Source organism: Mucilaginibacter sp. (assembly GCF_025359345.1).
Classification (GTDB): Bacteria; Bacteroidota; Bacteroidia; order Sphingobacteriales; family Sphingobacteriaceae; genus Mucilaginibacter.
Window position 1 is genome coordinate 31,234 of record NZ_JANYGQ010000030.1, and the last position, 21,109, is coordinate 52,342.

Genomic DNA, 21,109 nt, shown 5'->3' on the forward strand with positions numbered 1-21,109 from the left:
GCTTATTTCGGGTAAATGTTTTAAGTTTATCCATCAAATTATAAATGATACCCCGGTGATAAAAAAACTTTTAATTACATCGTGCCTGGTTTACTGCGTGCTGATTGGCTGCAAAAAAGATGGCTCGTCTGTAGGCGAACAATTGGGCAAGGATGACGGCGCGTTCAGCATCTACGAAAATAACTTTTTGGATGGCTTGTGGAAGCTGAACCCCGACTGGGCCACCAGCGTGGGTTACCACAAATACGACAGCCTGCTGCTTATACCCGATGACAAACTGCGCGACAAGCAGATAACCTTTGCCAAGGTGCAGATCGACTCGATGAGCCGCTTTGAGGTGAACACGCTGAATGAAGGGAACCGGGTTGACTACCGAATGATGCAGAACCAAATGGAAGAAATTGAGTGGCGCCTGCAAACGCTGAAGGACTGGCAATGGGACCCGTCCGGATATAACGTTATCGGCAGTTTCGCTTATATTTTAAATGAGCACTATGCCCCGCTGGATAAGCGCATGCGCAACTTTTACCAGAAAATGGCCAACATACCGGCCTACTACAAAGAAGCCGAAAAGCACATTAAAAACCCGGTTGCCGAACTTACCGCGCTGGCCATAACCCAGCATGAGGGCGGCCTGGGCGTTTTTGAAAAAGACTATGCCGATTCGCTTAAAAAAACGAACATTTCGCAGGCCGAACAAAAACCAATGCTGGAGCGGGCAAGGCTGTCTGCCGAGGCCATAAAGGCACATGTGGCCTGGCTAAAAGCGCTTAAAAACGACAAACCCCGCAGTTTCAGGCTGGGCAAGGAACTTTACGAGGCTAAGTTTAAATATGATATACAGAGCGAAGCCACGGCGCAGCAGCTGTTTAACTCGGCGGTTGAGCGTAAAAAGTACCTGCACCGCGAGATGGCAAAAATAGCCCGCAAAATTTGGCCCAAATATTTTGGCACGACCAAACCACCGGCAGATTCGCTGGATATGATTGCCAAACTAATTGATACCCTGAGCAGTAAACATGCTGCACAGGGCGAGTTCCAGTCGGCCATTGAAAAGGCGATACCGAAGCTAACGGCTTTTGTAAAAACGAAGGAAATGGTGACTATGGATCCGTCAAAACCACTGGTAGTACGTAAGGAGCCGGGCTACATGGCGGGGGTCGCCGGTGCATCGATGAGTGCGCCGGGACCATACGACAAGGGCGGCAACTCGTACTTTAACGTTGGCAGCCTGGCCAATTGGAGCGCCGACAAAGCCGAAAGTTACCTGCGCGAGTATAATAACTACACGCTACAGATATTATGCATGCACGAGGCCATACCGGGCCATTATGTGCAGCTGGTGTATGCCAACAAAGCACCAGGTATAGTTAAAGCGATATTTGGCAATGGCGCCATGGTTGAGGGCTGGGCGGTTTACAGCGAAGAAATGATGCTGGATAACGGCTACGGCGCCGATGAGCCCGAAATGCGCCTGATGTGGTATAAATGGCACCTGCGCTCGGTTTGCAACGCTATATTGGATTATTCGGTGCATATCCAAAACATGCAGAAGCCGGATGCCCTGAAACTGCTTACCCGCGAAGATTTCCAACAACAGGCCGAAGCCGAAGGCAAATGGCAGCGTGTTACGGTTAGCAGCGTACAGCTTTGCAGCTACTACTCCGGCTACCGCGAAATAACCGACCTGCGCGAAAACTGGAAAAAGAAAATGGCCGACAAGTATAAACTGAAGGATTTTAACGAAAAGTTTTTAAGCTATGGCAGCGCGCCTGTAAAATTGATTAAGGACGTGATGATGGCGAAGGGGGTAGTGAGTGGAAGTGGGAATTAGTTGATGGTTCATAGTTGATGGTTCATAGTTCATAGCCGCTGCAATTGCGATGAGTCCATGGTTGATAGTTGATAGTTGATAGTTCACAGCCGCTGTATTTAGCGCTTTGCCTGGCCTTTGATTCACGGCTCGTTGCTCTCTTCACCATGAACCATCAACTATGAACCATGAACTAAAACAAAGCGGTATAACAATTGCTCGGTAACAAGCGCAATGTCGCGGTAATTAAAAACCGAACAGAATTATTAATTCTTGCTAAATTATTAATTTTAGGTTATATTGCAGTAGAAACGGTGGAAATGCCACTTTTTATCAACACCTGTTGATAACCCACTTAATTGGCACGATTTTATTATTAATCAATAGTGTAATTTATTGCCCAATTTGGGTAATTTCTTTCACACATTCCCCAATCATGCAATCCCCATTTTTTCTTCATTAGAAAATTATTAATTCGACCAACAAGCAGGGGCCACTTTTAATGAAATAGGTACGATTTTTGCAATTCTAATGGTACAATATCATACATTTCCCGTTCACTCTCAAATTAGTATTATCATGAGCACACTTGCATATATCGGCATTGCCATACAAGCTATCCCGGTATTTTTTATTATCAAAACAAGCATCAACATGATAAAAAATAAAACACTGTATTAATTATTAATATAGCCAATATCTTTTATTAGTTGTGGCAAAATACCATAGTTTAACTCCCGCACTCTCAGCGGGAGTTTTTTTTTGACTTTTTTATTTTTTTTGAAACTCTGCCAGCCCCGTTTCCGTATACAACCGTGAGTGAAAATTTAATGATAATGCTAATTTGAGAGTAGCCGGGGTTGAGAGACCGGCTATTCTTGTTTTATCCCCCTTCCCCCCAATTTCTGCTATAATATTAATGCGCCATCAGTGCCGCTACTTTGTTACCTTAGCCTTACAAATAAAACCATGAAACAGCTATTATGTCTTTTGTTTTTGATGGCAGGCACAGTTTATTGCAACGCGCAAAAATTCAAGCCAGCGCTAAATCTTGTAAAAGATAGCAGCTATTATTTAAACTTTACCGTGAACTCGCAGGCAGGCGAAGTAGTGGACGGCCAGCATAATACAATTAACATAGGTTATGTTTACAAAATGGCCTTTAAAGTGCTTGCCGTATCCGATTCGGTTTATAATATGGAAGTGGCTATCCGGTCGGTTAGCATGAAAATAGAAATGGCGGGATTTACCACCGAGATAGATACGAAGAAAAACGATCCGCAGGATACGCTGTCGACCATAATGTCGGGCATAATAAACAAGCATTTTAATGCAGAAATCACCAAAAAAGGCCGGGTAAAATCGGTCACTAATCTTGACAAATTATTAGATATCCTGTTAAATCAGGAACCTACTAATGCAAAACGGCAGCAGGCCAGGGCGTTGTTTACACAATCGTTCGGATTAAACGCTTTCAGGGGTAGCCTGGAGGCGGGCATTGCCATCTTCCCGGATGCACCCATTGCTAAAGATGATAAGTGGGTAATAAACACGGCGTTTGAAAACACGGCCAGGGTAGCCGTGCGCGTAAATTACCAGCTGACCGACATAGCCGCCGGGCTTTATATTATTCACGGCGAAGGCACCTTAACCAGCGATAAGGATGCCGCGCCATCGCAGGTAAACGGCATGCCTGTAAAATATGATCTGAATGGCTCGGTATTATCCGACATCAGGGTTGATAAAAAAACCGGCTGGATACGCGAGGCTAAAATGAAACAGATAATGATGGGCAGCATGCAGATACTTGACAACCCCAAGCTGCCCGGCGGCATGACCGTTCCGATAACTTATACTACCAACGGCATTACAACCAGTAAATAATATCCCCCCTGAAGCCGGAGTTTTCAAGCTCCCCCTTCAGGGGGTTGGGAGGATTGTTATCTCCAATACCCGCCTACCCAAACGTAACCGCGGTGATGGTGCCTCCACCTGCCTGGTACCCAAACGGCACGGCGGCGTGGCGGCTCGGCCCAGTAGCCTTCTTTATAAACATAAGTGCCACCGCTGGGCACCCACTCTTCAGCCACCCAAACATGGCGCGGGGTTGGGCGCACAGGACGTACAACCACAGCTGTGCGCGGACGGCCCAAACGTGCCCTGACAACAATTTGCGCCTGGCTGCTTGCTGCCGCGAACAAGGTTAGCGCCGAAAATAGCATCAAAATTCTTCCGTACTTTTTCATGGTAAAATTTATTTTGTTTTTTTGGTATGACGATCAAGAAGAGCAAGGGTTTAAAAAATATTTGAAACTTCCCCGTTACACACTTTCAAATCTTCAAATTTCCGCATCTTCAAATCTTCAAATTTCCCCATCTTCAAATCATCAAATTATAGCATTTTCAAATTAAAACTTATCTTCGCTTATATGTCACCGGCTGAAGCAAAAACCCGAATAGAATCGTTAACAAGCGAATTAAAGCAGCACAATTACAACTATTATGTGCTGGCAATGCCTACCATTGCCGATTACGATTTCGATAAAAAACTGGAAGAATTAAGCGCACTCGAAAAGCAATACCCCGAGTATGCCGACCCTAACTCCCCTACCCAACAAGTTGGCGGCGATATCACCAAAGATTTTGTGACCGTAACGCACCGCTGGCCAATGCTGTCGTTGGGCAATACGTATAACGAGCAGGAACTGCTTGATTTCGACCAGCGCATCCGCAAGGCTATCGGCGATAATTTTGAATATGTATGCGAGTTGAAGTTCGACGGGCTTTCAATGAGTCTTACCTATGAAGATGGTGTGCTTGTACGTGCCGTTACCCGTGGCGACGGCATACAGGGCGATGATGTAACCACCAACGTGCGCACTATCAATACCATACCTAAGCGCCTTAAACATGGCGATTATCCCGGCCAGTTTGAAATACGGGGCGAGGTTTTTATGCACCTCAAAGCCTTTGAACGCTTAAATAACGAACGCATTGAGGCAGGCGAAGTGCCTTACGCCAACCCGCGCAACTTTGCATCGGGCACTATAAAAATGCAGGACTCGGCCGAGGTGGCACGCCGCCCGCTGGATTGTTTCCTGTACTTCCTGTATACCGAAAGGCTGCTGTTCAGAACACATTGGGAAAGCCTGCAGGCGGTAAAAAACTGGGGCTTCCACACCAACGAACATAGCAAACTTTGCAGCACCATTGACGATGTTTTCAAGTTCATCAGTTACTGGGACAAAAACAGGTTCGACCTCAGTTACGACATCGATGGGATTGTGATCAAAGTAAACAGCTACGCGCAACAGCAGGAACTGGGCTTTACCGCCAAATCACCACGCTGGGCCATAGCCTACAAATTCAAAGCAGAGCAAGTGCAAACTGAGTTACTGGCAGTTACTTACCAGGTTGGTCGCACCGGGGCTGTTACACCTGTTGCCAATTTAAAACCCGTGCTGCTGGCCGGCACCACTGTTAAACGGGCAACGCTGCACAATGCCGACGAAATTGAAAAACGCCTAAAACTGCATGAACATGATTGGGTTTTTGTGGAGAAGGGCGGCGAGATCATCCCGAAGATCATCAGCGTAAACCTTGATAAACGCAGCCCGGATGCCAAACCTATAAAATATTTGACTCACTGCCCCGAGTGCGGGACAGAACTTATCCGTAAGGAGGGCGAGGCTGCCTCCTACTGTCCTAACGACGAGGGTTGCCATCCGCAGATAGTGGGCAAAATGCAGCATTTCATCAGCCGCAAGGCCATGAATATTGATGGGTTGGGTGACGAAACTATCGAGACACTTTATCAAAATAAATTCATCAGTCGCATAAGTGATATTTATGACCTGGAGCAACATAGCGAAGAGTTAAAAAAGATGGGCCGTTTCGGCGAAAAATCCATCAACAACATGCTGGCTGGTATTGAAAAATCGAAAGAAATGCCTTTCGAAAAAGTGCTGTTTGGCCTGGGCATCCGCTATGTTGGCGAAACAGTAGCTAAAAAACTGGCCGTCCATTTTAAAAACATCGACAGGCTGGCGTCCGCTACGTTTGATGAATTAATTACGGCCGAAGAAATAGGCGAACGCATTGCACTAAGTATTATTGAATATTTTAGCGACGAGAAACATAAGCAGGAAATTGAAAAGCTACAAACACAAGGCCTGCAGTTTGTTATCATTGAAAAAGAAGTAAAACTTGCCAGCGAAAAGCTTAGTGGTCAATCATTTATCATCTCCGGTGTATTTGAGAAATTCTCGCGCGATGAGTTGAAGGACATTATCGAGCAAAACGGGGGCAAAATAGTGAGCAGCATATCAGCCAAGCTAAATTTCCTGGTTGCGGGCGATAACATGGGCCCCGCCAAATTGGAGAAAGCCCAAAAGCTAAATATCCCAATAATCAGCGATGCAGAACTGTTTGAAATGATAGCTTAATAGTATATATATTCCACGTTAATTTAACTTTAAGTTATCGATTTAATATATAAATATATTTGTGCAATAAGTTGTGTCATTTTAACACAAAAATTTTTATTCTATTATAGAAACCCCTATATTAGTTGCTTCATATGGTGGGCATCCTGCTCACCTATTGTGATAAGGTTTAGGTTAAAGCCTCCAAGCAGCGAGTGTGAGGAGGCTTTTATTTTTTGCAATATTTCATATAATATTTTTTAATATTTAGAAATGACCTTATCATTCATACTAATTCAATAATAGCATTAGCCAGCGTTAATTTTCCTGATTAAATATCTTTAACAATTATTAACAAAACCAGTCTAACAGGTTCAATAAATTTGTTTCACCTTCGTACAAAAGCCTGTTAAATGAAATTAACCCTACCTTTCGCTTTCTTTATCATCATCAGTTTTAGTGCATTTTCGCAAACGTTTACCGTAAGCGGCAAAATTACCGACGAGCAAAACAAGCCTGTTCCGTTTGCCAGCATCTATATAAAAAATACTACCAGGGGTACGTCGGCAAACAGCGAGGGCGAGTATGGCCTGCTGTTAAAGCCCGGTACTTATGAAGTGCAATACAAGGCTGTCGGCTATAAGCAGCAAAGCCGTAAAGTTGAACTGACAAAAAACCAGGCCATTGATATTGTTTTACAAACCGAAACCTACCAGCTAAATGACGTGGTGGTAAAATCGGGCGGTGAAGACCCTGCTTATGCCATTGTTCGCAAGGCTATTAAAGCCCGTAAGGGCCATCTTAACGAGGTTGATGCTTACACCTGCGAGGTTTATATAAAGGGCCTCCAAAAGCTATTGGCTGCCCCTAAAAGATTTTTGGGATTTGATGTGCAGAAAGCTACCCGCGAAATGGGCCTGGATTCGAACCGCAGGGGCATTGTCTACCTGTCGGAGTCGGAATCGAAATACAGCTTTAAGCGACCAGATAACGTACATGAGGAATTGATATCATCAAAAGTATCGGGCAGTAACCAGGTATTTAGCTATAACCGGGCATCGGATATACAGGTTAATTTTTATGAGAATATTCAAAATTGGGGTGGCTTAAGCCTGCGCCCGCTGGTATCGCCAATTGCCGACAACGCGATGTTTTACTACAACTACAAATACATTGGCTTTACTACCGAAAATGGCGAAACGGTTGACAAGATAAAGGTGATGCCAAAGCGTGGCTATGACGCCTGTTTCCAGGGGTATATTTATATTTTGGAGGATAGCTGGCGCCTTTACGGGCTCGACCTCTTTATCACCAAAAAGCAAAACATAAACTTTGTTGATACCCTTAAGGTTAGTGAGCAGTTTTTCCCGGTGAGCAGGCAGGCATGGATGCCTTCATCAGTTAAGTTTGAATTTACGGGAGGCCTGCTGGGTTTCAAGATCGGCGGCTATTTTATATCGGTTTATAAGGATTATGACCTTAACCCAACGCTCAATAAAAAAGAGTTTAAAGAAGTGATGCGGGTTACCAAGGGCAGCAATAAAAAAGATTCGACCTACTGGGCAAATGAACGGCCGGTACCATTAACAGATGAGGAAAAAACGGATTACGAGAAAAAAGCTATACTGGCCAAAAAACGGGAGTCAAAGCCATACCTCGACTCGCTGGATAAAGTGAACAACAAATTCAGCCTGCTTGATTTGACTTATAAGAACTATCGTCACGTCAATCGTTATGAGCATGAATATTATAACCTTGATGCTATTTTACCTTCGATAAGGTTTAATACGGCACAAGGGTTTAACCTTAATTACGGTGCATCATTCAGTAAATTGGTCGACAGCACCAATAATAAGTATTTAACGGTTGGCGCAAGGGCAGGTTATGGCTTTAGCAATAAGAAATTTACCGGCAGTATTTATGCCGGTATACCTGCCGGTGAATACAACCTGGGTTTTAGCGCAGGCTCTGAAGTTGTTGATTTGAATTATTATACGCCCATGTCGCCGTTGATTAATACGGTTTACAGTTTGTTCGAAAGGCAGAATTATGAAAAGCTTTATCAAAAGCAATACCTTTCGGCATCGGCAAGCAGGCGCATAACCGGTGGATGGATGGCCAGCGGATATGTTGAATGGGCCGACAGGAAAGCGCTCACCAATACATCAAATTACAGCTTTTTCAGCCCTGGCAACCACAACTATACCTCGAACAATCCTTTTACGCCAAATTTAGATGTACCGATGTTTGCTGACAATCAATCGTTTAAAATTGGTTTGCGTACAACTTATGATTTTAGCGACAAATACGAGACCTACCCTACCGGGCGCCGTTATTTGCCATCAAAATATCCAACAATCGGCCTAAGCTATACCAAAGGCATCAAAAGCATATTTGGCTCCGATGTTGATTACGATTTGCTTACTGCTGATGTATCCAAATCGAATATTAACGCTGGTGTTTTAGGGCAAACGTCGTTCTTTATTGGCGCAGGCAAGTTTTTGAACAATAACAGCCTCTTTTACCCAGATTATAAACAATTCCAGGGTAACCAGGTATTATTTTCGCATACCGGCATCAACAGCTTTTTATTGCTAAACTACTATACCAACAGCACCTATACCAAATATATCGAAGGCCATATCGAGCAAAATTTTTCCGGCTTTTTCCTCAACAAAATACCGCTGATCAGGAAGCTTAAACTGCAGGAAATACTGGATATTAATTACATCTCTACCCCTGCCCTTAAAAACTATACTGAGCTGGGCATTGGGATACAGTATTTAAACTTCAGGCTGATGTATGGCAAATCGTACAATAGCGGCAGCAATACAAATTCGGCGGTGCGGATTGGGGTGAGTTTTTAGCGTTTGCAGTTCATGGTTGATGGTTCATACCTTATTTTTCTTAATAGTACCATAACATGGCAAATGCTATCTTAGCAGTGCCATGAAAGCAACGCCGCTTAAAGAAATTGCCTTATTGTTTTTGAAACTAGGCACTACCGCCTTTGGTGGCCCGGCCGCCCATATTGCAATGATGCGCCAGGAGGTAGTTGTTAAACGTGAATGGTTAAAAGAACAACACTTTCTTGACCTGATTGGAGCGACAAACCTTATCCCGGGCCCAAACAGCACCGAGATGGCTATACATATTGGCCATGAGAAAGGCGGGTGGAAGGGCTTAATAATAGCAGGTTTGTGTTTTATTATGCCGGCAGTATTAATTACCGGTACCCTGGCATGGCTTTATAAAAAGTATGGCCAGCTGCCTCAAATTCAACCATTTGTTTATGGCATTAAGCCTGCAATAATAGCCGTTATCCTGGCCGCAATTTATCCGCTGGCAAAAAAATCGCTACAAACATTTGAGCTGGGTGCCATTGGCATTGTTGCATTAGTGCTAAGCTTATTGGGATATTCAGAAGTGCTTATTTTGTTTGGTTCGGGCTTTTTGGCAATGGCGTTGTATGCTATTCGCTTAAAACCCAAAGACAAATCATTTAGTTTATTACCTCTTTTTATCTTAGGCGGCGATGACTTTTTCAGCCGGACCAATATCAGTTTATTTTTGTCGTTTTTAAAAATCGGCGCCATACTGTATGGCAGTGGCTATGTGCTATTTGCCTTTCTTGATTCTGAACTGGTGGCACATGGCGTTATAACCCGGCAGCAATTGGTTGATGCTATTGCAGTCGGACAATTTACACCCGGTCCTGTTTTTTCATCAGTAACATTTATAGGTTTCCAGGTTAACGGCATTAACGGGGCCATTATATCAACCATCGGCATTTTCCTGCCGTCGTTTGTATTTGTGGCGCTGCTTAACCCGCTTGTGAACAAAATGAGGGGTTCCAAACTATTTGGCGCGTTTTTAAATGCTGTTAATGTTGCATCAATAGCGCTAATAGTGGTTGTTTGTTATCAATTGGGGAAAGATAGTATAAACAATTGGCGCGGCATGCTTATTGCAATCGTCAGTATCTGCATACTCTTAAAATTCAAAAGTATCAATAGTGCATTCATCGTGTTAGGCGGGTCAATTGCCGGCTATATTTTACTGCTCATTTAAGTTCGACAATTGACTTCTTCTAAATGCCAGTAGGTCATCCGCAAAAAAACCATGAACTATCAACCATGAACTATGAACTATTCTTATCTTAGCGCCTTTTAATACTAACATGAACAAATTTTATGGAACCGGGGTTGCAATTATAACTCCTTTTCAAACAGACGGGCAGGTTGATTACGAGGCTTTAGGAAAGCTCATCAACCATTTAATTGACGGAGGTGTGGAATACATCGTTTCATTGGGTACAACCGGTGAAAGTGCCACCCTGAGCAGTGATGAACGAAAGCAAGTTTGGGAATTTACTTCAAAAAGTGTTAATGGCCGTGTTGGATTGATTGCAGGCCTTGGTGGTAACAATACGCACGAACTGGTTGAGCAAATAAAACAATTTGACACAACCGGTTACGATGCTATTTTGTCGGCAAGCCCACATTATAACAAACCAACCCAGGAAGGTATTTACCAGCATTATAAAGCAATAGCGGCAGTTTCGCCGTTGCCAATAATATTATACAACGTACCCAGCCGTACCGGCAGCAACATAAGCGCCGAGACAACCGTAAGGCTGGCACATGATTTTAAAAACATCATCGGCATAAAAGAAGCTTCGGGCAATTTCGACCAGCTTAACCAGATAGCGCGTGATAAGCCGGAAGACTTTTTATTAATTTCGGGCGATGACCCTATCAGTTTGCCAATGATCGCTTTAGGCGGTGTTGGGGTGATATCGGTTGTGGGCAATGCATTGCCTCGGCGAATGTCGGATATGATAAGGACCTGCCTCGCAGGAGATTTTAAATCGGCACAAAAAGGCCATTCAGATTTAATCGATTTTACCCGCCTGATGTTTATTGAAGGCAGTCCCGCCGGTGTAAAAACTGCTTTGAAGCAACTGGGTATTTGTGGTGATACCATACGTTTGCCACTGGTGCAGGTAAGCAGTGAAATTGCCGATAAAATTATAGCGGAGACGAAGAAGTTGTCATAGCTTTCTTCATTCAGTAAGATAAAATAACAAGTACGGGCTGTCATGATGATGATAGCCCGTTTTTATTTATACCCTGATAATCTTAAGTTTGTAAACAAACCATTTACGAACTATGAAACGCTTACTACACCTCTTATTGCTACTTCCATTTGCCGTTCAGGCGCAAAACCCGGTAACCAATCAACGGGTGTACGATACCATACCATTTATCCCTGAGCATACCACAGACAAGCTGGCACAATTTCAGAAGGAACCGATAGTGACCGGTCACATTATTTTCCTCGGCAACAGTATTACCGAAATGGGTAACTGGAAAAAGGTGCTGAATGATACAACCGTGATAAATCGCGGCATTGGCGGCGACATAACCTACGGAATTTTAAGGCGATTGAAGGATGTTACCGACCGGCAGCCATCCAAACTCTTTATTTTATGCGGTATAAACGACATTGGCAAAGATATACCGGATGCGGTAATTGCTGATAACATGTTAAAGATTGTAAACCGGGTGCATGCAGCCTGCCCGCAAACAAAAATTTATGTGCAAAGCGTGTTGCCGCTAAACCCAACTATGCCCAATTTCCCACAGCACTACGATAAAGAGGAACATGTTTTGGCCGTAAACAAACTGTATAAAGCAAATGCAGCCGCGGGTAATTACACTTTCATTGATATCTTCCCCCTGTTTTTGGATAAGGACAAGCGCCTTGATGCGCAGTACAGCTATGAGGGACTGCACCTTAAACCGCCTGCTTATGATATTTGGGTAGCCTTCCTTAAGAAACAAGGGTACCTTTAGGCCAATAAAAAACCCGTACCTGAGATGTGGGTACGGGTTTTAATGATAAAGTAAAGAATATGCTTCTCTCTTACTTATGCTTTGTTTTTCGCATCCTGTACTTCAAGGCGAATTGCTTGCGCTAAGTTTTTAAGGTCTTGCATCCCTTTTCTAACGCGGGTGCCAGCAGCGCTGTTACCCTTGTTATAAAATTTGTCAGCATCTGCTTCCAACGATGCTACCAGTTCTTTTACTTCAGTAAATTTTTTCATTTCAGTTACTCCTTTTTTAAATAATTATGAGGTTTATTGTTTTATGAAGCTAATCTAAAATGTTTTTTCTTAATTAAAAACTTTTGGTAAAGAAAAATAATGCCTTTAAAGTGGTTTTTTTCAACATTTTTAGCTTAAATAGGATATTAAAAAACTATTAAATATCCCATTTAATATATTTAATAAAATGTTGATATTATTACAATCGACACTTAATTTTACGGTATTTTAATACATAGTTCACAATTATTGAAAACACTAAAACAATACGGCTGTTTTGTGCTAAATATTTCAATTCGCTTCCGCTGGAAATATTACAACTAACATTTTAGTGTGTCATTATTACAATAATTCCGGGTGATATTTATGCACTTTAATTATTAATTCACCGAATAAAGTATTTGCCCACGCAAACCATTTACGCGTAAAATCTGCTGCATTATCCTTATTAAACGACTCGTGCATAAAGCCTGTTCCGGCATGCGTATTTTTTAGCCACTTAATACATTTCGCAATTTCAGCTTTGTCTATAGATGTTAAGGCGCGCATAATAATACTCATCGGCCATATATAATTCAGCCCCACGTGTGGTCCGCCAATACCTTCAGCTGCCTTGCCTTTAAAAAAGTAAGGATTGGCTGTGCTCAACACCATTTTACGGGTGTTTTGATACAGCGGATCGTGTTCGGATAAGGCGTTTAAGTATGGTAAGGCCAACAGGCTTGGTACATTGCTGTCGTCCATAAACAATTGGTTACCATAGCCGTCAACCTCGTAAGCCAGCACCTTACCGTAAACCGGGTGTTGTGCCGTGGCATATTTTTGCAGGGCATGGGCAACCTCAGCGGCTAATGCTTTACAATCTATCGCAGTAGCTGAGTCGTTTGCTATCTTTTGATACATCTCAGCCATTTGGTAAAGGCTTACCACAGCAAAATAGTTTGAGGGCACCAGGAACGGATAAATGGTAGCATCATCACTCGGCCTGAAGATAGAGCAGATCAAACCTACAGGCTTTACGGGGTTACCATACCCGCTTAATGGCGCGGTATCTGTAGACACCTCGGTTTTACGCTGAAAATGGTAAGGTCCCTTATTATCTTTACGCTGTTGCTCTTTGAAGGTATTTACTATTGATTTACCTGCTTTTTGCCAGTTAGCATCGAAAAAGCTACTGTCGCCGCTTATTTTCCAATAATTATAAGCCAGTCGAACGGGATAACAAAGCGAGTCAACCTCCCATTTGCGTTCATGCAGTTCGGGTTTCATATCGGTGCGATCGCTGTCCCATTCACTACCGGTCGGGCCTGCGTTGAAAGCATTTGCATAAGGATCGATCAAAATACAGGCAGCCTGCCTGTTAAGTACGCCTTTTATTACGTTTTTTAATTCAGGATCATTTTTTATCAAAGGCAAATACGGCCAAACTTGTGCCGATGAATCACGCATCCACATAGCGTCGATGTCGCCGGTTATTACAAACGTATCCGGGCGACCGCCTTTTTCGGAGTAATGCACGGTGGTATCAAGAGTGTTGGGATAGCAATTTTCAAACAACCATGCTAATTCGGGATCTTTAATAGCAGCCTTTACACTTTTTATAGTGGCCTCAACGGCTTTGCTGGTAAATTTGCGATCGGCCAGCTTTGGTCGATTGCTTTCAAAAGCTGTTGCAGTTGCAAACCAGGCGGGCCTTAAGCCCAGGCCGATACCGGCAGTTGTAACACCATTAATTTTGATAAAGTTTCTTCGGGATAGCATGTTGTTTTCAATTGGTGAGCGGTAAAAATAAAAAAGCCCTTCGGATAAATGAAGAGCTTCTTAAATTAATTTAAAAACAATGAAAAACTTTGTCATTGCGAGGAACGAAGCAACCGCGAACTATGCAGATTCGCCCTGTAAAGTTCGCGGTTGCCTCGCTCGTTCCTCGCTCGCAATGACAAAGTTTAATATTAAGATGCAGCCTATTATGCCACCACCAATTTATTCTCTTTATAAAAACCGGCCTTCAATTTCTCAGCCATTTCGCTGTAGGCATCCAGCGTGCGCTGTACATCTTCCAATGAATGTGTCGCGGTTGGTATTAACCTTAGCAGGATTAATCCTTTAGGGATAACGGGGTAGATAACTATAGAGCAAAATATGCCGTAGTTCTCGCGTAAATCGCGGGTTAGGGCGGTTGCTTCGGTTAACTCACCTTCCAGTATCACCGGGGTAACCATGGTATTGGTAACGCCCAGGTTAAAGCCACGCTCGCGCAGGCCTTTTTGCAGGGTGTTTGATATTTCCCAAAGCTTTTCGCGCAGTTCCGGTTTTGATTTTAATAGTTCGAAACGTTTTTTCAATCCTATTACCATCGGCATGGGCAATGCTTTGGCAAATATCTGCGACCGCATGTTGTAGCGCAGGTAGTCAACAATAACTTTATCGGCTGCCACAAAAGCACCTATGCCTGCCATTGATTTGGCAAACGTACCGAAGTACACATCAACCCCGTCCACACAATCCTGTTCTTCGTGAGTCCCGGCTCCGGTTTTGCCCATGGTACCAAAACCATGCGCATCATCAACCAATATGCGGAAGTTAAATTTCTTTTTAAGGTCGATAATTTCTTTCAGCTTACCCTGCGCACCCGACATACCAAAAACGCCTTCGGTTATGAGTAATATACCTCCACCGGTTTCGCCGGCAAGTTTGGTGGCACGCTCCAGCTGTTTTTCGCAGCTTTCAATATCATTATGCTGGTAAACGTAGCGTTTACCCATGTGCATCCGCAGACCGTCTATTATACAGGCGTGCGATTCGGCATCATAAACAATAACATCGTTCCTGTCAACCAGCGTATCTATTATAGATACCATTCCCTGGTAACCGTAGTTCAATAAAAATGCGTCTTCTTTGCCTACAAAAGTGCCGAGGTTTTGTTCCAATTCCTCGTGATGGATAGAATTACCCGACATCATCCTGGCACCCATCGGGTAAGCCATACCATAGTCGGCTGCTGCCTGCGCGTCTGCTGCTCTTACTTCGGGGTGATTAGCCAGGCCCAGATAGTTGTTAAGGCTCCAAACCAAATGCTCTTTGCCATTAAACATCATATGTGGCCCGATTTCGCCTTCCAGCTTTGGATAAGAGAAATATCCGTGCGACCATTTTTGGTGCTGCCCAAGCGGGCCGCCCATGTTTTTCGATATTTTGTTAAATATATCCAAACTGCTATTTTTTATTGTGTTTAAAAATACAAATATAGCCGTTAAAACGCGCAGAAACAACCATTATTACTTTTTATAATAGGCTATAAATTAGTGATTGGAGATTAGTTAATTGGAGGTTAGGAAAACTGTTCTACAGCACAAAAGCCCCTACTTTCGCGGGGGCTTCATTATCTAAATGTAATTAGGAATTATTCTACATTATCATCGGAGACTTACCGCCAACCAACTAATCTCTAACCTCTGGTCTCTAATCAACTAACTCAATCCACATTATCATGCAGGAACGAGTTGTTATTCCTTATCTCGGTGTTGCCTTCATTGTCTGGCAATAACGAGAAACGAGATACATGGCTTTCGTCGGAGGCAGGGGTTTGCTGAAGGGCAATTTCCTTGCGTTTGTAAGCAGGCACACTCTCCAGTTCCTGGATGTTGCCGCTACGCAGTTTCATACTCAGGTCCTTCAGTCTCATAATGCGCTCGCGCGATTTGCGTAACTGCTCTTCAATCGACTCATTAGTTTTATTATCGTCGGCACCAACCACAATTTCCGGTTCCTTTACTGGCTCAGGCTCAGGCAGTCTTTCTTCTTTTGGCTGCATGAATGTTGTAACCGGCTCAGAAATTTTGAAAGTCATTTCAGGCACGTCAGATGGCTCTGCTTCAGCAACAGGCTCTTCCTCGGCCGAAAGGTCGTATTTTATCACGGCCGGCTCTTCAACCCGCGGCGCAAATAAATCAAACAAACCGGTTTGCTTAGGTTCCTCCTTAGCCGATTTCATGTAGGGCTCTGTAACCGCATCAGGCTTAACTGCAGTTATAAATTCATTTACAACTTTAGTTTTCGGCTCAACTTCGGGCACCAGCATCGATACGATCTTCTTGGTGCTTTGCTCTTTTTCGCGCTCATCCTTGGTTTGGAAACCGGTAGCTATTATAGTTACCGATATTTTCTCGCCCAGGTTTTCGTCAATACAGTTACCCCAAATCAGGTCGGCAGCCAAACCGGCTTCTTCCTGTATGTAGTCGGTAATTACGCTTACCTCATCCATGGTAACTTCTTTACTTCCTGAGCTGATATTCAGCAGGATATAACGCGCACCTTCAATCTCGTTATCCTTTAACAACGGCGACGATAAAGCACCTTCGACAGCTTTCAAAGCACGATTTTCGCCTTCGGCAGCCGAACTGCCCATTATACATACACCGCTTTCTTTCATTACGGTGCGCACATCTTTAAAGTCGACGTTTATATAGCCGGGTAGTGTGATTATTTCGGCAATGCCTTTTGCGGCAGTGGTCAAAATATTATCGGCCTGTGCAAATGCCGACCCTAATGTTAAGTTGCCGAATATCTGGCGCAGCCTGTCGTTACTGATTACCAGAAACGAGTCGACGTGCTTTTTAAGTTCTTCCATACCGGCATCGGCCTGTAACTTACGGCGCTTGCCTTCAAATGCAAACGGGGTGGTTATAATGCCAACGGTAAGTATATCCAGCTCGCGGGCAGCTTTGGCAATAATCGGGCTTGCGCCAGTGCCTGTGCCACCACCCATACCTGCTGTAATAAACAGCATTTTGGTATTTGAGCCCAACATTTGTTTGATATCATCAATATTCTCGATAGCCGAGTTTTTACCAACTTCAGGTATTGACCCTGCTCCCATCCCCTCGGTAAGGCTTGCACCCAGTTGTACCTTGTTAGGTATCGGGCTAAGCTCAAGTGCTTGCGCATCGGTGTTACAAATAATAAAGTCGACACCCGTGATGCCTTGCCTGTACATGTGGTTTACCGCGTTACCACCACCGCCGCCAACACCAATTACTTTTATGATGGACGACTTTTCTTTTAACATCTCAAACTGCATAATCCTTATAGTGAGTTATATGTGATTGACGAATAAACAGATTTCTCTATCGTAATATTAGCACTTTTTAAACAACACTTATCCACAATTGTCAATATGTGGAAAGAACGAACCAATGTGGAAAGTTTACTTTAAAAAATCCTCATCGTTTATATCATCCTTGATAAAACGCTTGCCGCTTTCCAATAATTTTCCTAGTAAACCAAATTTTCTATCCTCGGTGTAGCGTGGTTTTGCCACCTTTACTTCCTCGGTTGCCGGTACAAAATCATTGTATTCCATTTTTTGTATACCCTTTATTAACAGCCCGATACCTGTAGCAAAAGTTGGGCTTTGCAGCTCCTCGTAAACATTTTTAGGCAGCATTTCATTTTTTGCCAAGTGCTCGTTAGGATAGCCTACACGGCAATCCAAACCGGTAACATATTCGACCAATTGCGACAAATGTTTCAATTGTGCGCCACCGCCTGTTATTACTATGCCTGCTATCAGTTTCTTTTCGTAGCCCGATGATTTTATTTCGTAGTACACGTGCTCCACAATCTCTTCCATGCGGGCCTGTATTACAAACGCCAGGTTTTTTACCGATATTTCCTTTGGTTCGCGGCCACGTAATCCGGGTACGCAAACTATCTCGTTCTCCTTATTCTCATCAGCCAGCGCCGAACCAAAACGCACTTTTAACTGCTCCGCTATGTTGCGCATTACCGAGCAACCTTCGCGTATATCTTCGGTTACACTATTACCTCCAAACGGGATAACAGCCGTATGGCGTATAATTCCTTCGTGAAAAATGGCCACATCTGTTGTACCACCACCTATATCAACCAAAACCACACCGGCTTCTTTCTCCTCGTCGCTCAATACCGATTCGGACGATGCCAGCGGCTCCAGTATAAGTTCTTCGCTTTGTAAACCGCCTTTATTAACACACTTCACAATGTTTTTTATAGCAGTAACCTGGCCTGATATGATGTGAAAGTTGGCTTCCAATCTCACTCCTGCCATACCTATAGGGTCTTTTATACCCGGCTCATTATCAACAGTAAACTCCTGTGGCAACACATGGATAATCTCCTCGCCCGGAGGCATTACCAGGTTATACATGTCTTCAACCAGTTTATCGATATCCTTGCGCGATATCTCGTTCGACATATCACGACGGGTTATTAAACCGCGGTGTTGCAAGCTTTTTATATGCTGACCGGCAATACCAACGTTTACTACTTTAATTTCAACGTTTGATTGTGTGCCCGCAATGTCAACAGCCTGCACAATGCCTTGTACTGTTTTATCTATGTTCGAAACCATCCCGCGTGTTACCCCGGCCGATTCGGCCTTGCCGATACCCAACACCTCGATTTTCCCGTTCTTGCTTCTACGTCCAACAATGGCACAGATTTTTGTAGTACCTATGTCCAATCCCACTACAATTGGTGAGGTTTTTTCCTGAGTTGAAGTTTTGTCCATATTAATTCAATTTTATAGATGTATCCCTGATTGTTTTTGTTGAATCGTTACCCCCCGGTTTTGCATTCAACGAATCTATTTTTAAAATTCCGTTCCGTATACCAACCACCTGGTTGGCATATTTTATGTTTATAACTTTATAAGCCTCCCAACCAACTAACGGCAGCGCTTTTTTGTAAAACACCAGCAGGTTATGAAACTTATGCTCCAGCGAGTCGGCAGTACCGAGTAAAATTCGGTTATTACCAACGCGGGGTATCAGTTCAATTTCGTGGTCTTTGTTCACATAAAGCTGTGCTATCTGCGCATCCCAAAGCGAATCGCGCCTGATAAAATCAGCAGTCTTAAACAATTGCATTGCCATTGGCGAATGAAGGCTATCCACATGATTGGCAAAAGCTTCATCGATATAACCATTTGCCACCAATACCCTGGCAGTAAAATTTCCCGACAGCGGGATTTTTAAGCCATGCTGATCGACATAAAAATCCTGGTCGAACCTGTTCATCATTCTTAAAATTGGCTGCCGCTGGCTTATTTCTACACTTATAACGCCATCCATGTCTGTGTACACCTTTGCAAATTCTATAAATGGGTTAGCGCGCAACTTATTTTCCAACTCGTGTATGTTAATACTCGCCATCCGGCGACCAACCAACGCACGGCTGTTTACCTGTATAATATTGTCAACTTCTTCCCGGTCGATAAAGTACTGGTTGCCCGGAATGTATATTTTCACGTCCTTGCAAACCACTTCGTTTTTCTTGCCCTCAATAAAACTCATCAGCACCACCAGGCCGCCAAAGCATATTAACCATGCAAGGCTTATCAGTAATGGTTTCCAGATTCGTTTTTTAAACATTTTGCAAAGCTTGTTTTAATGGTTGCACCAATGTATCTATATCACCGGCCCCTACTGTTAGTAACAGTTCCGGCTTTTTTGCTTTAATTTCGTTCACTACGGTTTGCTTACTGCTCAAACGCTTGTTGGAAAGCTTCATCCGTTGCAATATCATTTCAGCATTTACACCTTCAATTGGCAGTTCGCGCGCCGGGTAAATGTCCAGCATTATCAACTCGTCCGAAAGATCAAGCGCTTCGGCAAAGCCGTCAGCAAAATCGCGGGTGCGGGTAAATAAATGCGGCTGAAAAATGGTAGTCAGCTTTTTATTAGGATATAATCTTTTTACCGATTTAATAGCTGCCTTTAATTCTTCAGGATGATGTGCATAATCATCAATGAATATTTGACTTTCATTTTTGATGATATACTCAAACCTGCGATGCACCCCCCTGAACGAGCCTAAAGCACTTTTTATAGCATCGGCATCAACCTTCAAAATCAAACAGGCCTCGATAGCTGCAACCGCATTTTCAATATTGTGTGTGCCCGCAATACCCATCCTGATATTGGTAATACTGGTGTTGCCGTTTTTAAAATCGAAATAGAAGTCGCCGTTTTCTATTTTTATGTTCGATGCTGTTGCGTCGGCGTCGCCTTCAACCGCGTAGGTATAACCAGTGTCAAGCGGTAATCCTTTTTTGTGTATCAGCGTACCGCCGGGCTTTATCTGCGATGCAAACAATTTAAACGAATCGGTTAAATGTGAGTGGTCGCCGTAAATATCCAAATGGTCAGCGTCCATTGATGTAATGATGGCAACATCAGGGTGTAGCGTTAGAAACGAGCGGTCATACTCATCGGCTTCAACCACTACCACATTATTTTTGCCATAGAGCACATTACTGTTATAGTTTGATGACAGGCCACCAAGGAATGCTGAACAATCATTACCCGAATCCTTTAAAATATGTGCCACCATTGTTGAGGTGGTGGTTTTGCCATGTGTACCTGCAACAGCCACAGTGAACATGCCCTGGCTGATGATACCCAATACCTGCGAACGTTTATACAGCCCAAAACCGTTATCCTTAAAAAAGTTCAGGATAGCCGAATCTTTCGGAATTGCGGGCGTGTATATAATAAGCGTACTGGCATCAGGTGTTTGAAAACTGTAGGGAATCCAATCAATACGGTCATCAAAAATTACCCGTATGCCTTCGTTGTGTAAATCGTTGGTTAAATCGGTGGATGTTTTATCATAACCGCAAACAACACAGCCCAGGTGATGAAAATACCGGGCCAGGCCGCTCATCCCGATGCCGCCGATTCCCACTAAATAAACCCGTTTTATATTGCCTAATTCCATTTT

The 21,109-nt window shown here is 43.5% G+C and carries 15 protein-coding genes; 7 read left to right on the plus strand and 8 right to left on the minus strand.

Translation table 11 applies throughout. The annotated features are described in order from the left end of the window. Positions 1–55 precede the first annotated feature (55 nt). Both Q0R52_RS20025 and Q0R52_RS20030 read left to right on the plus strand, forming a co-directional pair. Positions 56–1,834 carry a DUF885 domain-containing protein gene (locus Q0R52_RS20025; protein ID WP_295797580.1) on the plus strand — a complete coding sequence of 593 codons (1,779 nt, stop codon included), beginning with the start codon at positions 56–58 and terminating at the stop codon, positions 1,832–1,834. Between the two features lie 948 nt (positions 1,835–2,782). Next, positions 2,783–3,697 (plus strand): DUF6263 family protein, encoded by a 915-nt coding sequence (locus Q0R52_RS20030; RefSeq protein WP_295797582.1) that lies wholly within the window; start codon positions 2,783–2,785, stop codon positions 3,695–3,697. A gap of 56 nt (positions 3,698–3,753) precedes the next feature. On the opposite strand, the gene Q0R52_RS20035 is transcribed toward Q0R52_RS20030, so the two are convergent. Further along, on the minus strand, positions 3,754–4,059 hold the full coding sequence (locus Q0R52_RS20035; protein ID WP_295797585.1) for a hypothetical protein: 306 nt from the start codon (positions 4,057–4,059) through the stop codon (positions 3,754–3,756). Positions 4,060–4,242: 183 nt separating this feature from the next. Here Q0R52_RS20035 and ligA point away from each other — a divergent pair, with 183 nt between their 5' ends. The 5 genes from ligA (at position 4,243) to Q0R52_RS20060 (ending at position 12,095) form a co-directional block, all read left to right on the plus strand. Further along, on the plus strand, positions 4,243–6,258 hold the full coding sequence (gene ligA / locus Q0R52_RS20040; RefSeq protein WP_295797587.1) for an NAD-dependent DNA ligase LigA: 2,016 nt from the start codon (positions 4,243–4,245) through the stop codon (positions 6,256–6,258). A gap of 392 nt (positions 6,259–6,650) precedes the next feature. Next, a complete protein-coding gene (locus Q0R52_RS20045; RefSeq protein WP_295797591.1) occupies positions 6,651–9,104 on the plus strand; it encodes a DUF5686 and carboxypeptidase regulatory-like domain-containing protein in 2,454 nt (817 codons plus the stop codon). A gap of 82 nt (positions 9,105–9,186) precedes the next feature. After that, positions 9,187–10,308 carry a chromate efflux transporter gene (gene chrA / locus Q0R52_RS20050; RefSeq protein WP_295797593.1) on the plus strand — a complete coding sequence of 374 codons (1,122 nt, stop codon included), beginning with the start codon at positions 9,187–9,189 and terminating at the stop codon, positions 10,306–10,308. 109 nt (positions 10,309–10,417) lie between these two features. Further along, a complete protein-coding gene (dapA, locus tag Q0R52_RS20055; protein WP_295797596.1) occupies positions 10,418–11,296 on the plus strand; it encodes a 4-hydroxy-tetrahydrodipicolinate synthase in 879 nt (292 codons plus the stop codon). Positions 11,297–11,408: 112 nt separating this feature from the next. Further along, positions 11,409–12,095, plus strand: coding sequence for a GDSL-type esterase/lipase family protein (locus Q0R52_RS20060; RefSeq protein WP_295797599.1), 687 nt, complete (start codon positions 11,409–11,411; stop codon positions 12,093–12,095). 74 nt (positions 12,096–12,169) lie between these two features. Here the strand turns inward: Q0R52_RS20060 and Q0R52_RS20065 are convergent, their stop codons facing one another. The 7 genes from Q0R52_RS20065 to murC form a co-directional block, all read right to left on the minus strand. Then, entirely contained in the window at positions 12,170–12,346 is a 177-nt protein-coding gene (locus Q0R52_RS20065; protein WP_252793047.1) for a histone H1, read from the minus strand. A 342-nt stretch (positions 12,347–12,688) separates the two neighbouring features. Further along, positions 12,689–14,107 (minus strand): glycoside hydrolase family 125 protein, encoded by a 1,419-nt coding sequence (locus tag Q0R52_RS20070; RefSeq protein WP_295797602.1) that lies wholly within the window; start codon positions 14,105–14,107, stop codon positions 12,689–12,691. Between the two features lie 206 nt (positions 14,108–14,313). Next, complete coding sequence (locus Q0R52_RS20075; RefSeq protein ID WP_295797606.1) at positions 14,314–15,558, minus strand: aminotransferase class I/II-fold pyridoxal phosphate-dependent enzyme; 1,245 nt, start codon at positions 15,556–15,558, stop codon at positions 14,314–14,316. Positions 15,559–15,821: 263 nt separating this feature from the next. Continuing rightward, a complete protein-coding gene (ftsZ, locus tag Q0R52_RS20080) occupies positions 15,822–17,426 on the minus strand; it encodes a cell division protein FtsZ (protein WP_295797608.1) in 1,605 nt (534 codons plus the stop codon). Positions 17,427–17,552: 126 nt separating this feature from the next. After that, on the minus strand, positions 17,553–18,896 hold the full coding sequence (ftsA, locus tag Q0R52_RS20085) for a cell division protein FtsA (protein WP_252793041.1): 1,344 nt from the start codon (positions 18,894–18,896) through the stop codon (positions 17,553–17,555). A 1-nt stretch (position 18,897) separates the two neighbouring features. Beyond that, positions 18,898–19,758 (minus strand): cell division protein FtsQ, encoded by an 861-nt coding sequence (locus Q0R52_RS20090; RefSeq protein WP_295797612.1) that lies wholly within the window; start codon positions 19,756–19,758, stop codon positions 18,898–18,900. Beyond that, positions 19,751–21,109 (minus strand): UDP-N-acetylmuramate--L-alanine ligase (gene murC, locus Q0R52_RS20095; RefSeq protein ID WP_366520927.1); only part of this gene is annotated, 1,359 nt, incomplete at its 5' end. The genes murC and Q0R52_RS20090, both read right to left, overlap by 8 nt.